This is a genomic window from Rhodococcus ruber, from assembly GCF_027270735.1.
Lineage (GTDB): Bacteria > Actinomycetota > Actinomycetes > Mycobacteriales > Mycobacteriaceae > Rhodococcoides > Rhodococcoides rubrum_A.
Window position 1 is genome coordinate 1 of the sequence record NZ_JAPWIJ010000012.1, and the last position, 12,953, is coordinate 12,953.

Here is a 12,953-nt window from a genome sequence, read left to right on the forward strand (position 1 = left end):
CGGATCACCCGCACCGCGATCTCACCACGATTGGCAACAAGAACCTTGGTGATCTTCCGATGAGAATTGGACGTGGTCATATTGTCGAGTTCCTTCACTGGCCGTATCGGGCATTGACGAAAAGAGCTGGGGCACCGGCGATTCCATACCGATGCATATCCTCGGGTCGACCCCACAGATCGAGGGCCGGCGGAGATTGTTCGACCACGGAAGGCTGCGCAGCGGACAACACAGCAACAACAGCGGCGATGTCGGTGTCGGTCGGACATCCTCGAAACAACCAACTACCCGACGCTGCAACATGATTCGCTTCGCCGCTCACTGCGTCGTGATTCGCTTCGCCGCTCACTGCGTCGTGATTCGCTTCGCCGCTCATAGGGGAATGTTTCCGTGTTTCTTCGGTGGCAGGGTGACTTGTTTGCGTTCGAGCAGACGTAGCGCGGTCACGATCTGGCCGCGAGTGTGACTGGGCGGAATGACGGCATCGAGGTAGCCGCGTTCGGCAGCGACGTACGGGTTGACCAACGTGTCCTCGTACTCCTGCTGCAGTGTCAGACGCAACGCGTCGACGTCCTCACCGTTGGTCGCTGCCTCGAGCAACTGCTTGCGGTACACGAACCCGACCGCACCCGAGGCCCCCATGACCGCGATCTGCGCGGTCGGCCACGCCAAATTGACGTCGGCTCCCATGTGCTTGGACCCCATCACGTCGTACGCCCCGCCGTACGCTTTGCGGGTGATGACGGTGATCTTCCCGACCGTCGCCTCACCGTAGGCGTACAACAGTTTCGCGCCACGACGAATGATGCCGTTGTATTCCTGGTCGGTCCCGGGCAGGAACCCGGGCACATCGACCAACGTGATGATCGGAACGTTGAAGCAGTCACACGTGCGCACGAACCGGGCCGCCTTCTCCGAGGCATCGATATCGAGCGTGCCCGCGAACTGGGTGGGCTGGTTGGCCACGATCCCCACCGACCGGCCGTCGACCCGCCCGAACCCGACGATGATGTTGCGGGCCCGCCCCTCCTGGACTTCGAGGAACTCGTCGTCGTCGAGGATCCGGCGAATCACCTCGTGCATGTCGTACGGAGTGTTCGGCGAATCCGGGATCAACGTATCGAGCTCGAGATCCTCCGCCGTCAGACTGTCTTCGATCGCCCCGAGAACAGGATCCGACGGAACTGTCCGCGGCGCGTCGGCACGATTGTTGCTCGGCAGATACGACAGCAGATCACGGACGTAGTCGAGGGCGTCGTGCTCGCCGGACGCGACGTAATGCGCGACCCCGGACTTCTCCATGTGCGTCGTCGCGCCACCGAGCTCTTCCATCGTCACGTTCTCCCCGGTGACGGTCTTGATCACATCGGGGCCGGTGACGAACATCTGACTGGTGCCATCGACCATGACCACGAAATCGGTCAACGCCGGCGAATACACATGCCCACCGGCGGCGGGGCCCATGATCAGCGAGATCTGCGGGATCACCCCCGACGCACGAACGTTGCGGTGGAAGATCTCCCCGTACAACCCGAGAGAGACGACACCTTCCTGGATGCGGGCACCGGCACCTTCGTTGATCCCCACCAACGGCCGCCCGGTCTTGACCGCCAGATCCATCACCTTGACGATCTTCTCGCCGTAGATCTCCCCGAGCGAGCCACCGAAGACGGTCGCATCCTGGGAGAACACACACACATCACGGCCATCGACCGTGCCGTAACCGGTGACGACACCATCACCGAGGGGCCGATTCTCACCCAACCCGAAATTCTGGGACCGGTGCCGCGCCAACGCATCGAGCTCGACGAACGAACCCTCGTCGAGCAACGCCGTGATCCGCTCCCGCGCAGTCAACTTGCCCTTCGCATGGACCCGCTCCACCGCCGCCTCACCCGAAGGATGCTCCGCACCCGCGAGACGTTTACGAAGATCGGCCAATTTACCCGCAGTGGTATGGATATCGGGTTCGGTTGTCGTCATGCAGATGTCCCCTACGTTGTGTGGAAGCCGGGTTCGGATCGTCAGTTGGTTGCGAGCGATCGCGCGATGACGAGCCGTTGAATCTGGTTGGTGCCCTCGAAGATCTGCGTGATCTTGGCGTCGCGCATGTATCGCTCGACGCGGAAGTCCCTGGTGTAGCCGTAACCGCCGAACACCTGAACCGCATCGGTGGTCACCTTCATGGCTGCGTCCGTGGCGATCAGTTTTGCCACAGAAGCATTGCGGGAGTACGGAAGTCCTGCGTCCCGGCGGCGGGCGGCATCGAGGTAGGTGGCGCGGGCGGAATCGACCGCAGCCGCCATGTCCGCCAGTACGAAGCCCAGCCCCTGATGGTCGATGATCTTCTTGCCGAACGCAGTGCGTTCCTGCGCGTACTTCACAGCATCATCGAGTGCTGCCTGAGCGATTCCCACGGCGACAGCGGCAATTCCGAGTCTTCCGGCGTCCAGCGCACTGAAGGCGATCTGCAGCCCTTGGCCCTCCGCTCCGATTCGCCATTCGGTGGGTACGTGCACGTCGTCGTAGTGGGCGGAGGTCGTCGGGATCGCATGCAACCCCATCTTCTCCTCGGGCTTGCCGAAGCTCAAGCCCTCGGTTCCCTTCGGAACCAGGAAGCACGAGATCCCCTTCGAGCCTTCTCCGGTGCGGGCGAAAAGGTTGTAGAAATCAGCCACACCGCCGTGCGTGATCCAGGCCTTCGATCCGTTCACCGTGTAGCCACCGTCGGTTGCGGTGGCCTTGCAACCGAGTGCGGCGGCGTCCGAACCCGCCTGGGCCTCGGACAGCGAGTACGCGCCGATCTGTCCGCCGCCGAGCATGTCGGGGAGCTTGTCGGCCTTCTGCTGATCGGTACCGAACGCCATCATGGGATAGCAGGCCAGACCGTGCACACTCACCGCCACTGCAACTGCGGCCCAACGTGATGCCAGCTCTTCGAGAACCTGCAGGTAGACCTCGTACGGTTGGCCGCCGCCACCCCATTCTTCGGCGTACGGCAGGCTCAGCAGCCCAGCCTCGCCCAGCGTCGCGAACACCCCGTCCGGGTAGGTCTCACGGCGTTCGTGTTCGTCGACGATCGGGTCGAGAATCTTGTCCGCCACATCTCGGGTGAGCGCAATGAGGTCACGTGCTTCGGCGGTGGGCAACAGGCGATCGACGGGCACGGACAACCTCCGGGACTTTTCAGCATCAGTACTGCAGGGTGATCCGCAGTACTGATGCACAGTACTGCACAAGTCGATGCAGTACCATCCTTGGTGTGAACGCACCCGTGACCTCGCACGCCACGGCGCGCCGTTCCGAGCTCTTCGACCAACTCGTGAGCCTGTTCTTGGCGGAGGGATTTGCGCACCTGACTCTCGACACCATCGCGGCACGGCTTCGCTGCTCCAAGTCCACCCTCTACACCCTGGCGTCCAGCAAAGATCAGCTCGTCGGCGGAGCCACGGTCCACTACTTCAAGTCCATGACCACACAGGTCGAAAATGCCGTCGCCGAGGTGGACGGCACCCGCAATCGCATCACCACCTACCTCACCGCCGTCGGCGCAGCTCTCGAATCGGCATCCGAACAGTTCATGACCGATCTGGCATCGCTCGAGTCGGCCCGTTCGGTGTACGAGCGCAACACCGCGATCGCCGCACGACGCGTCCAGGAGCTGATCAGCGAAGGCGTGGCCAGTGGTGAGGTGCGTGATGTGCACGCGGCCTTCGTCGGCGACGTCGCATCCTCGGTCATGGTCCGAATTCAGACGCGAGAAGTGTTCCGATTGACCGGCCTCAGTGACGGAGATGCCTACCTCGAACTGGCGAAATTGCTGACAGCAGGAATCGGCGCGTAGCAGCCGAGCCGGGAATGAATTCACCCCGACGCACGCTGAGTACAGTGAATGTAGTTGATCCTTCAACGAAAGAGCACGTGATGAAGAAGATCGGATTCCTGTCCTTCGGTCACTGGTCCCCGTCCCCGCAGTCACAGACGCGATCGGCGTCGGATGTGCTGCTGCAGTCGATCGACCTCGCGGTCGCAGCCGAAGAACTGGGTGCCGACGGCGCGTACTACCGCGTCCATCACTTCGCCAACCAACTCGCGTCGCCGTTCCCTCTGCTCGCTGCCGTCGGTGCCAGGACGAGCACCATCGAGATCGGCACCGGCGTCATCGACATGCGCTACGAGAACCCGTTCTACATGGCCGAGGATTCGGGCTCCGCCGATCTCATCTCGGGTGGGCGGCTGCAGCTCGGGATCAGCAGAGGATCGCCCGAGCAGGTCATCGAGGGTTACCGATATTTCGGCTACACCCCGGCCGAGGGCTCCGATCATGCCGACATGGCCCGCGAGCACACCCGTATCTACCTCGACCTCCTCGAAGGCAAGGGCTTCGCGCAGCCCAATCCACGGCCGATGTTTCCCAACCCGCCCGGACTACTGCGCCTCGAACCGCACTCCCCCGGTTTGCGGCAGCGCATCTGGTGGGGTGCCGGCACCCGCGAGACGGCGGAGTGGACAGCACGCCAGGGCATGAACCTGATGAGTTCGACCCTGCTCAGCGAAGACACCGGTGTGCCGTTCCATCAGCTGCAGGCCGAGCAGATCGAGCGATTCCACAAGACGTGGAGCGACGCCGGACACGACTTCGCGCCGCGAACGTCCTTGAGCCGCAGCATCTTTCCGATCGTCAACGATCTCGACCGCGCCTACTTCGGCCGGGAGGGCACTGGCGACGACCAAGTCGGCTACCTCGACGGCGGCAAAGCGCGGTTCGGCAAGACCTACGCGGGTGAGCCCGATCGACTGATCGAAGAACTCGCCGCCGACGAGGCGATCGCCGCCGCGGATACTCTCCTGCTCACCGTGCCGAACCAGCTTGGCGTGGACTACTGCGCTCACGTGTTGGAGACACTGCTCAGCGACGTGGCCCCTGCACTGGGGTGGCGCTGATCACTCCGTGACGCGGCGCGATTGGTTTCGTCGGATACGGGTACTGGCAGCAGGTTCACCCACCGCCACCTGCCAGGAGTCCCCATGCTCAAACGTGACGTATCCGCGCGCCTCGACGTAGACATCACCGCCGCCACCACACTCGAATTCCAGATCGCGATTGCTCCGCACCCGGGCACGACGGTCACCGAATCACTGTCCTTCGTCCTCGACGGCAGCCCCATCGAGGCGAAGGAAGTCAGCGGGCCGCACGGCAATCGGATTCACGTCATGCCCGCGGATGTCGGCAACCTTCAGGTTTCGTACGACGCCACGATTTTGGGTAACACCACCCCGGCACCGGTCACCGATTACGACATGTCGCTCTATCTCCGACCGAGTCGGTACGCCGAGGCCGACAAGTTCTACGGTTTCGCCGCCACGGAATTCGGCGACTACGCGGACTCCGAGGAACTGCTGGCGAAGATTTCCGCGTGGGTCGGCGCTCGGCTGAGTTACGTTCCAGGAAGCAGTGATCCGATCGACGGGGCTGTCGACACGCTACTCGCCGGGCAGGGCGTCTGCCGGGACTATTCACACCTCGTGGTTGCCATGCTGCGTGCGGTCAACGTTCCGGCCCGCCTGGTGGCGGTGTACGCACCCGGCTGCGATCCAATGGACTTCCATGCTGTTGCCGAGGCGTTCGTCGGCGGCCAATGGCGTGTTGTCGATGCCACTTGCCTCGCCCCCCGCTCGACGCTGGTGCGGATCTCGGTCGGTCGCGATGCTGCCGACACCGCATTCCTGGACAACCACAAGGGTGCCATCACGCTGAACAGTTCCGTGGTCACCGCCGTGGTCGACGGCGAGCTCCCCCAAGACGACATCACCGAGCTGGTCTCCCTCACCTGATCATCCGACCGAACGCCACCGCGCTATGAGCTACATCACAGCGGCGTTTGCTTTTGCACGCGGAAACCGACTATCTATCCGTTACCAACATTCACAGCCACCTGAAAGGCGAACACCATGAGCTTCATCGACAAGGCCAAGAACGCAGCAGAAGACGCCATCGGCAAGGCAAAGGAAGTTGTGGGCGACGCCACGAACAACAAGGACCTCGAGGCCGAGGGCAAGAAGGATCAGGGTTCGGCAGGCGTGAAGAAGGTCGGCGAGAACATCAAGGACACCTTCAAGTAACCACCCCAACGCATCGAGTGCCGCCGATCTCGATGATCGGCGGCACTTGCACTTCATCCCACTTTCACGCTGGAGAACGGAAAACCCCTCATGACCACATCGACCGACACCACCACCACCACCAAGCGCCGCGGCGGATTCGCCTCGAAGCTCGCCCTGCTCATCACGCTCGTGCTGGTTGCAGCACTGGTGATCTTCGTACTGCAGAACACCGTGCACACCACGATCAACTTCCTGGGCTGGAACTTCGATCTCGGCCAAGGGGTCTCGCTGCTCGGCGCAGCCGTCGTGGGTGCCGTCATCACGCTGACCGCTACCGCCGCACTGAAGGTACGACGCGCAGTCCGCTGACCGACTCCCACACGAGAGGATCCTTCCGATGCTTCCCTTGCTGGCACGCAAGTACCTGTACCGCTATCTCATCGTCGCGATCGGGCTTCCCATCCTCGCGCGCATCTTGGCCTTCGCCGGGCAAAGCCTCGAAAAGCGAACGGGGAAAGACAACTTCGTGTCCAAGGGACTCAAGTCGGCCGGCAGATTTGCGCAGAAGCGAGCCGATAAGTCGCAGGGCAAGAAGGAACGCAAGTCCCAGCACGCCCTGCGCTAGGCCCGCCGAAGAGTACGTCGCCCGGCTGCACCGGCCGTGAAGGCAACGATCGAGGTCGGGTCGATCAATGTCCAGCCGGGTCGGTCAGCGACTTGCCTTCCCGAGCCTTGACGCGCTTGCGCTCGAGGAGGACCAGGGCAATCCCGGCCACGAGTAGAACCGGCGCAGCGATCGCCCCGATCCACACCCACCCGGTGAATTCATAACCTGCCGCGGTGAGAGTGAGGCCGAGGCTCACCAACGCCACTCCGATGCAGATGTAGCCGGGCCAGTTGCGCGTGTCGACGATTGCCTCACCCGCGTGACCGCGGGTCGTCCGATCGTCGTCGGTTGCCCCGGCGTCGGATTCGCTCGAGTTCTCGTATGCCATGTGGATCCTCTCCGGATACGGACCGTTCGTCCCACTCGAGACGAACCGTCCGCGTCGGCTGCCCGCTAGCCACCGGCGGTAAACCTGACGTCGGATCGAACGATCAGTCATGCCAACTCACGGCAGCGAACGGAGCACGGCTCGCGAGCCGGCCGACGATGCCTGCATGCGCGAAGTCCTTGGCCGTCGCAACGGCGTCGAGCACGTCCGCGCCCTTGGCCAACTCCGCGGTGATGGCTGCGGCGAATACGCAGCCCGCACCCGACACGCGCTCTTCGCCCACTTTGGCAGCACGGAGCACGGTCAGATCGGACCCGTCGTACACGACATCGACAGCCTCGCCGCCGGGTAGTCCGGCACCACCCTTGACCACCACGTAGCGAGGTCCGAGGTCGGCAATTCTCTTCGCGGCCTCGCCGAGCTCCTCGACGGTGGTGATCTCGTTCATCCCGGACAGTGTCTGCGCCTCGAACAGGTTGGGGGTGATCACGGTGGCCAGCGGAAGAATCTCGCGCCGGAGGGCATTGTCGGTGTCGAGCGCGGCACCGGGCTCCTGGCCTTTGCAGATCAACACCGGATCGACCACAACGTGCCGCCACGACTGCCGACGCAACGAATCGGCCACCGTGTCGACGGTGCCCGGGGTACCGAGCATGCCGATCTTGACGACATCGAGATCGTGTGCGGCAGTGGCGACTTCGATCTGATCGGCGATGACCGAACTGTCGATCGGAACGAATCGATGACCCCAGCCCGACTTCGGGTCGAAGGACACGATGCAAGTGATCGTACCGACGCCGTAGACCCCGAGACGCTCGAATGTCTTCAGATCGGCCTGCAACCCGGCTCCGCCGGTAGCTTCCGAACCTGCAATGACATACGCAATTGTCGACATGCACTCAGTATGACAATCCGGGATCGACCGCGAATCAGGTGGTCGACATCCGATTGGGTCCGGCTGTTTCGGGGCATACGACCGATTCGGATCGTTTCCCGACGACCCGATGCCGCGCAGTACATCGACTTCGAGCCCAGGAGCAGCGGCGCGCGATCCGTGATCGTGCGACACGACGAGAGTTCGGAGGCCGAACCGTGCCCACTAGTAGGAACACGACAGCCAGCTGCGACGACGTGTGGGACGTTCTCGCGAACGGATGGAGCTACGCGACATGGGTTGTCGGTGCTTCCCGAATTCGCGCCGTCGACGGCAACTGGCCCGCTGCCGGAAGCTCGATCCATCATTCTGTCGGTGCCTGGCCCGCGGTACTCAGCGACGTGACCCGATCGGTGGGAATGCACGCCGGTCGTGAACTCCAGCTCGAGGCGCGTGCACTGCCGTTCGGAAAGGCCTCGATCACAGTGCGATTGCACCCGATAGCCACCGGATGCCGCATCGAGATCATCGAACACGCGGTAACAGCACCGTTCGATCTGGTACCGGACCGCATACAACATGTTCTCGCGCATCTGCGCAACGCCGAGGCGTTGCGCAGGCTTGCACTCCTGGCCGAGCGGTCCACCGCACCGTGAGCAAAACTCCACTGCGACAAGCAGTTTCGGGAAAAATGCTGTTCGTGTTCATTCTCGGCGATGTGCTCGGTGCCGGAATCTACGCTCTCGTCGGCGAGATCGCGGGTGAGGCAGGCGGAGCCATCTGGCTTCCCATGCTCGTCGCCCTGCTGATGGCACTGCTCACCGCAGCGTCGTACGCGGAGTTGGTCACCAAGTACCCACGAGCGGGCGGCGCAGCCGTGTTCGCGCAACGGGCGTACGGAAAACCGCTCGTGTCGTTCCTGGTCGGGTTCTCGATGCTTGCCGCAGGCGTCACCAGTGCCGCCGGGCTGGCGCTTGCCTTTTCGGGCGATTACCTGGGCGTGTTCCTCGACGTGCCGGCCGTACCCGCTGCAGTGGTCTTCTTACTGCTGGTCGGGTTGCTCAACGCGCGCGGAATCACCGAATCTCTCCGGGCCAACCTCGTCATGACGGTGGTCGAGGTATCCGGGCTGGTGGTCGTCATCGCCCTTGCCGGACTCGTACTGAGCCGCGGAGACGGCGTGCCGTCTCGCGTCCTCGAATTCACCGACGAGACAACCCCGACGCTGGCCGTGCTCGGGGCGGCCCTGCTCGCGTTCTACTCGTTCGTGGGCTTCGAGACATCGGCGAACATCGCCGAGGAAGTCGAGGACGTGCGACGGGTCTACCCACGAGCCCTACTGGGTGCCGTCACGGCGGCCGGCGTGGTGTACGTGCTCGTCGGGCTGGCAGTCTCGACCGTCGTGCCTGCCGACACGTTGGCGCAATCGACCGGCCCGCTGCTCGAGGTCGTCGCCGCCGCAGACGCCGGTATCCCACCGTGGGTGTTCAGCCTCGTCGCGCTCGTCGCGGTGGCCAACGGCGCATTGCTGACGATGATCATGGCGTCCCGCTTGACATTCGGGATGGCGCGCGACGGTTTGCTCCCCGGAGCGCTGGCCAAAGTTCTCCCCGGACGCAAGACACCGTGGACTGCCATCGTGGCCACCACCGTCGTCGCAATGGTTCTCTGCACCACCGGGTCTGTTGCGGCACTGGCCGAAACCGTGGTGTTGCTACTGCTGTTCGTTTTCGTCAGCACCAACGTCGCAGTGCTCGTGCTACGCCGCGATCGCGCGGACACCGACCATTTCCGAACGCCCACAGCACTTCCCGTCCTCGCGCTGATCACCTGTGCTGTACTGCTCACCCAACAGTCGGGAGCAACGTGGCTGCGCGCCGGACTGCTCCTCGCGGTGGGGGTCGCACTGTACGTCGTCGGTACAGTCCTTACCAGGAAGACCACGACCGAGCAGAGGAGCACTTCCCGATGACCACCACCGAGGTCGACGCGATTGTCATCGGCAGCGGTCACAACGGGTTGGTCGCGGCCGCAGCGATGGCCGACGCAGGCTGGGACGTGGTGGTACTCGAGGCCGCCGAGCACCCGGGTGGAGCTGTGCGCAGCGCCGAGCTGGTTCCGGGGTTCACCAGCGACCTCTTCAGTGCCTTTTACCCGATGGCGCTTGCATCGCCTGCCATGACCGCACTCGAGCTCGAACGACACGGACTGCAGTGGTCGCATTCGCCCGCGGTGTACGGCCATGCACGGTCGGCACAGGACACCGACGCTCCGGTCGTCCATCACGACGTCGAGACCACGGCAGCGATGCTGTCCGAACACGACGCGCGAGACGGCGATACCTGGCTGCGGCTCTTCGAGCAGTGGGAACGCATTCGCAAGCCGCTTCTCGATTCACTGTTCGGACCGTTTCCGCCCGTGGCACCTGCTGCACGGTTGGTCCGCACCCTCGGAGTACCCGAAACACTGCGTTTCGTGCGATTCGCGGCCCTGCCCGCCCGGGTCATGGCGCACGAGCTGTTCCACAGCGAAGCTGCGCGTTGCTTGCTGCTGGGCAATGCCATGCACGGTGACGTGCCGACCGATGCCCCCGTGAGCGGAATGATGGGATACCTGCTCACGATGCTCGCGCAGGACGTCGGCTACCCCGCCCCGGTCGGTGGATCATCGGCGCTGACCGGCGCTCTGATTCGCCGAGGGGCAGCATCGGGTGCCGCGCTCGAATGTGGACAGCTGGTCGAATCGATCGACGTTCGCGGCGGCCGAGCACGTGCCGTGCACACTGCCGCCGGAGACACGTTCCGCGCGCGCCGGGCAATCGTCGCCGATGTATCGGCACCTGCGCTGTACGGCTCACTGCTTCCGTTCGACGCGGTGCCGCGTCGAGTGCACGACGACCTGCGCACCTTCGAGTGGGACACCCCGGTGGTGAAGGTGAACTACGCCCTCGACCGTCGAATACCCTGGAATTCGACGTCTTTGGCGGATGCAGGCACAGTTCACCTCGGTGCCGACGACAACGGACTCGTGCACTGGGCAGCCGACCTCACCACCGGAGTCCTTCCACGAAGCCCATTCATGCTGTTCGGCCAGATGACCACGGCCGATCGGAGCCGATCGCCGGAAGGTACCGAAAGTGCTTGGGCCTACACCCATTTGCCGAGAGGCGTCGTCGACGATGCAGCGGCCGACACCGTTGCCGACCGGGTGGACACAGTTCTCGATGCTCATGCACCGGGGTTTCTGGATTCGATCGTCGGCCGGGTCGTGCAGCGACCGAGCGACCTGTACGGGGCCGATCCCAACCTGTTCGGCGGCGCGGTGAACGGTGGGACCGCACAGCTTCAGCAGCAGTTGATATTTCGGCCGACGCCAGGGCTGGGACGGTCGGAGACCCCCGTCGAGGGTCTGTTCCTCGGATCAGCATCGGCACACCCCGGTGGCGGGGTGCACGGGGCAGCAGGCCTCAACGCTGCTCGGGCAGCACTCGGGCAGCGCGGCGTCCGTGGCTGGATGAAGACGAAGGTCACCAGTTCACTCATCGAATTGTTGACCAGGTAACGGCGTTACCGAACCGAGATCTTTCGTTACCGATTCGAGATCTTCGACTGAGCCTTCCGCAATAGGGCACTGACATTGTTGAAAGCACAACAACTCAGCGTTTCGCACCGCACGGGCACACCGATCGGGGCGAGCGCTTCGGGGAAGAGGTAAGGACATGCTGACGAGCACTGCAACCATGGAACGCTCCCTCCGCGACGACGAAGGCGTCTTCCGACTCGAAACCGTTCGCAATCTCGACGGGGTCGACACACTGCGCGCATTCGGCGAACTGGACATGTCCACCCGGGCCGAATTCGTCCACAGCCTCGACTGCCTCGCGTCCACGTCCGATCGGGTGGTGGTCGATCTGGCACAGGTGTCGTTCATGTACTCGGGTGTCGCCAACGCGATCATCGATGCGACGTACGCGCATCCGGGCAAGATTGCCGTGTACGCACCTGCACGGTCTGTGCGCATGGTTCTGGACGTGCTCGGTGCCGGTGGGCTGTTGATCGACACTTTTCGGTCGTGAATCGCACTCGATAACAGGTAACGTCGGAACAATGTCAGAGGAGCCGACCGGAGGGCCGTTCGAGATCGTGTCGGCTGCGCACGACTCGACGACCGTACTCACTGTTCGAGGAGAGCTGGACCTCGACACCATCCCTGCGCTGTCTGCCACTGCGTTCCCTGCGGCCGACACTGCCGAAGGTGGTCTGGTCGTGGACTTGACCGACGTGAGCTTCCTGTCGTCGAGCGCGATCACAGTCTTGGTACGCGTGTGCGATCGACTGCCGGACGCCTCGCGTATGGCGTTGGTTGCGGTGAACGGCGTCGTCGTTCGACCCGTGCAACTCAGCGGGATCGATCGCGTGATGGCCACGTTCACCAGCGTCCCTGACGCCGTTGCGCACGTGCAGTCGTCGGCTCGCAGCGGCGAGGCGGACCGATGACACCACATCCCCGGCCGGAGCGTAGGTCGTGACCGAAAGCAATTCGGCGTCCGCCCCTCTGCGCTGGAGTCACACGGCGCAGGCCGAACCTACGACGGCGACCACGCTTCGTCGACGGCTGCGCGGGTGGGTTCTCGACCTCGGAGTGAACAGCGCTCTGGTGGACGACATCGTGCTCGGGGTCTACGAGGCACTCGCCAACGTCGTCGAACACGCCTATTGCGCATCGCCCGAAACCGGAACGATGACGATCACCGCGGCGTACGACCACGAGACGCTCACCGTGACTGTCTCCGACACCGGAACGTGGCACCCACCGACTCCGACGACCACTCGCAGCCACGGCCTGCAGTTGGCCGCCGCGGTATCGGACGAGCTGTCGGTCGATCATCGACCCGGTCTCGGCACGGTGGTGACAGTGGCGTGGAGCAAGCCGCTCGCGGCGGCAGGCCCCACCGGATCATCCCATCGCGCGACCTGACC

General features: G+C 63.7%; 17 protein-coding genes. 12 read left to right on the top strand and 5 right to left on the bottom strand.

Annotated elements, in window-relative coordinates:
- Window positions 1–94 precede the first annotated feature (94 nt).
- From O4220_RS23345 to O4220_RS23355, 3 genes are read right to left on the bottom strand one after another with little or no spacing between them, the layout of a single operon-like run.
- Entirely contained in the window at window positions 95–376 is a 282-nt protein-coding gene (locus tag O4220_RS23345; RefSeq protein WP_269607911.1) for an acyl-CoA carboxylase epsilon subunit, read from the bottom strand.
- A complete protein-coding gene (locus O4220_RS23350; RefSeq protein WP_269607912.1) occupies window positions 373–1,983 on the bottom strand; it encodes an acyl-CoA carboxylase subunit beta in 1,611 nt (536 codons plus the stop codon). Before O4220_RS23350 ends, O4220_RS23345 begins: the two co-directional genes overlap by 4 nt.
- Before the next feature lie 41 nt (window positions 1,984–2,024).
- A complete protein-coding gene (locus O4220_RS23355; protein WP_269607913.1) occupies window positions 2,025–3,167 on the bottom strand; it encodes an acyl-CoA dehydrogenase family protein in 1,143 nt (380 codons plus the stop codon).
- Window positions 3,168–3,262: 95 nt separating this feature from the next.
- Between O4220_RS23355 and O4220_RS23360 the strand changes: the two genes are divergently transcribed.
- The 6 genes from O4220_RS23360 (at window position 3,263) to O4220_RS23385 (ending at window position 6,730) form a co-directional block, all read left to right on the top strand.
- Entirely contained in the window at window positions 3,263–3,844 is a 582-nt protein-coding gene (locus O4220_RS23360) for a TetR/AcrR family transcriptional regulator (RefSeq protein WP_230074079.1), read from the top strand.
- Window positions 3,845–3,924: 80 nt separating this feature from the next.
- Window positions 3,925–4,944 carry an LLM class flavin-dependent oxidoreductase gene (locus O4220_RS23365; RefSeq protein WP_269607916.1) on the top strand — a complete coding sequence of 340 codons (1,020 nt, stop codon included), beginning with the start codon at window positions 3,925–3,927 and terminating at the stop codon, window positions 4,942–4,944.
- An 84-nt stretch (window positions 4,945–5,028) separates the two neighbouring features.
- Entirely contained in the window at window positions 5,029–5,835 is an 807-nt protein-coding gene (locus O4220_RS23370; protein ID WP_269607917.1) for a transglutaminase-like domain-containing protein, read from the top strand.
- Between the two features lie 117 nt (window positions 5,836–5,952).
- The gene (locus O4220_RS23375) at window positions 5,953–6,123 is read left to right on the top strand and encodes a CsbD family protein (RefSeq protein WP_027495724.1); all 171 of its coding nucleotides are present in this window, start codon (window positions 5,953–5,955) and stop codon (window positions 6,121–6,123) included.
- Between the two features lie 90 nt (window positions 6,124–6,213).
- Window positions 6,214–6,474, top strand: a complete 261-nt coding sequence (locus tag O4220_RS23380; RefSeq protein ID WP_269607918.1) for a lipopolysaccharide assembly protein LapA domain-containing protein — start codon at window positions 6,214–6,216, stop codon at window positions 6,472–6,474.
- 28 nt (window positions 6,475–6,502) lie between these two features.
- Entirely contained in the window at window positions 6,503–6,730 is a 228-nt protein-coding gene (locus O4220_RS23385) for a hypothetical protein (protein ID WP_032377158.1), read from the top strand.
- Between the two features lie 64 nt (window positions 6,731–6,794).
- Here O4220_RS23385 and O4220_RS23390 read toward each other — a convergent pair whose 3' ends face one another.
- Both O4220_RS23390 and thiD read right to left on the bottom strand, forming a co-directional pair.
- Complete coding sequence (locus tag O4220_RS23390; protein ID WP_269607919.1) at window positions 6,795–7,100, bottom strand: hypothetical protein; 306 nt, start codon at window positions 7,098–7,100, stop codon at window positions 6,795–6,797.
- Between the two features lie 103 nt (window positions 7,101–7,203).
- A complete protein-coding gene (gene thiD, locus O4220_RS23395) occupies window positions 7,204–7,995 on the bottom strand; it encodes a bifunctional hydroxymethylpyrimidine kinase/phosphomethylpyrimidine kinase (RefSeq protein ID WP_269607920.1) in 792 nt (263 codons plus the stop codon).
- 197 nt (window positions 7,996–8,192) lie between these two features.
- Between thiD and O4220_RS23400 the strand changes: the two genes are divergently transcribed.
- The 6 genes from O4220_RS23400 (at window position 8,193) to O4220_RS23425 (ending at window position 12,951) form a co-directional block, all read left to right on the top strand.
- Window positions 8,193–8,630, top strand: a complete 438-nt coding sequence (locus O4220_RS23400) for an SRPBCC family protein (protein WP_269607921.1) — start codon at window positions 8,193–8,195, stop codon at window positions 8,628–8,630.
- Window positions 8,627–9,946, top strand: coding sequence for an APC family permease (locus tag O4220_RS23405; RefSeq protein ID WP_269607922.1), 1,320 nt, complete (start codon window positions 8,627–8,629; stop codon window positions 9,944–9,946). Before O4220_RS23400 ends, O4220_RS23405 begins: the two co-directional genes overlap by 4 nt.
- A complete protein-coding gene (locus tag O4220_RS23410; protein WP_269607923.1) occupies window positions 9,943–11,535 on the top strand; it encodes a phytoene desaturase family protein in 1,593 nt (530 codons plus the stop codon). The genes O4220_RS23405 and O4220_RS23410 overlap by 4 nt, the downstream gene beginning before the upstream one ends.
- A 157-nt stretch (window positions 11,536–11,692) precedes the next feature.
- Window positions 11,693–12,049, top strand: a complete 357-nt coding sequence (locus tag O4220_RS23415) for an STAS domain-containing protein (protein ID WP_269607924.1) — start codon at window positions 11,693–11,695, stop codon at window positions 12,047–12,049.
- A gap of 31 nt (window positions 12,050–12,080) precedes the next feature.
- Window positions 12,081–12,470, top strand: coding sequence for an STAS domain-containing protein (locus O4220_RS23420; RefSeq protein ID WP_269607925.1), 390 nt, complete (start codon window positions 12,081–12,083; stop codon window positions 12,468–12,470).
- A 28-nt stretch (window positions 12,471–12,498) separates the two neighbouring features.
- Window positions 12,499–12,951 (top strand): ATP-binding protein, encoded by a 453-nt coding sequence (locus O4220_RS23425; RefSeq protein WP_269607927.1) that lies wholly within the window; start codon window positions 12,499–12,501, stop codon window positions 12,949–12,951.
- Window positions 12,952–12,953: the final 2 nt, after the last annotated feature.

Bases quoted from the DNA above. Each gene is read 5' to 3' on its own strand.
- thiD (WP_269607920.1), bottom strand. From the start codon at position 7,995: ATGTCGACAATTGCGTATGTCATTGCAGGTTCGGAAGCTACCGGCGGA.
- O4220_RS23370 (WP_269607917.1), top strand. From the start codon at position 5,029: ATGCTCAAACGTGACGTATCCGCGCGCCTCGACGTAGACATCACCGCC.
- O4220_RS23345 (WP_269607911.1), bottom strand. From the start codon at position 376: ATGAGCGGCGAAGCGAATCACGACGCAGTGAGCGGCGAAGCGAATCAC.
- O4220_RS23365 (WP_269607916.1), top strand. From the start codon at position 3,925: ATGAAGAAGATCGGATTCCTGTCCTTCGGTCACTGGTCCCCGTCCCCG.
- O4220_RS23390 (WP_269607919.1), bottom strand. From the start codon at position 7,100: ATGGCATACGAGAACTCGAGCGAATCCGACGCCGGGGCAACCGACGAC.
- O4220_RS23415 (WP_269607924.1), top strand. From the start codon at position 11,693: ATGCTGACGAGCACTGCAACCATGGAACGCTCCCTCCGCGACGACGAA.
- O4220_RS23410 (WP_269607923.1), top strand. From the start codon at position 9,943: ATGACCACCACCGAGGTCGACGCGATTGTCATCGGCAGCGGTCACAAC.
- O4220_RS23420 (WP_269607925.1), top strand. From the start codon at position 12,081: ATGTCAGAGGAGCCGACCGGAGGGCCGTTCGAGATCGTGTCGGCTGCG.
- O4220_RS23350 (WP_269607912.1), bottom strand. From the start codon at position 1,983: ATGACGACAACCGAACCCGATATCCATACCACTGCGGGTAAATTGGCC.
- O4220_RS23380 (WP_269607918.1), top strand. From the start codon at position 6,214: ATGACCACATCGACCGACACCACCACCACCACCAAGCGCCGCGGCGGA.
- O4220_RS23375 (WP_027495724.1), top strand. From the start codon at position 5,953: ATGAGCTTCATCGACAAGGCCAAGAACGCAGCAGAAGACGCCATCGGC.
- O4220_RS23385 (WP_032377158.1), top strand. From the start codon at position 6,503: ATGCTTCCCTTGCTGGCACGCAAGTACCTGTACCGCTATCTCATCGTC.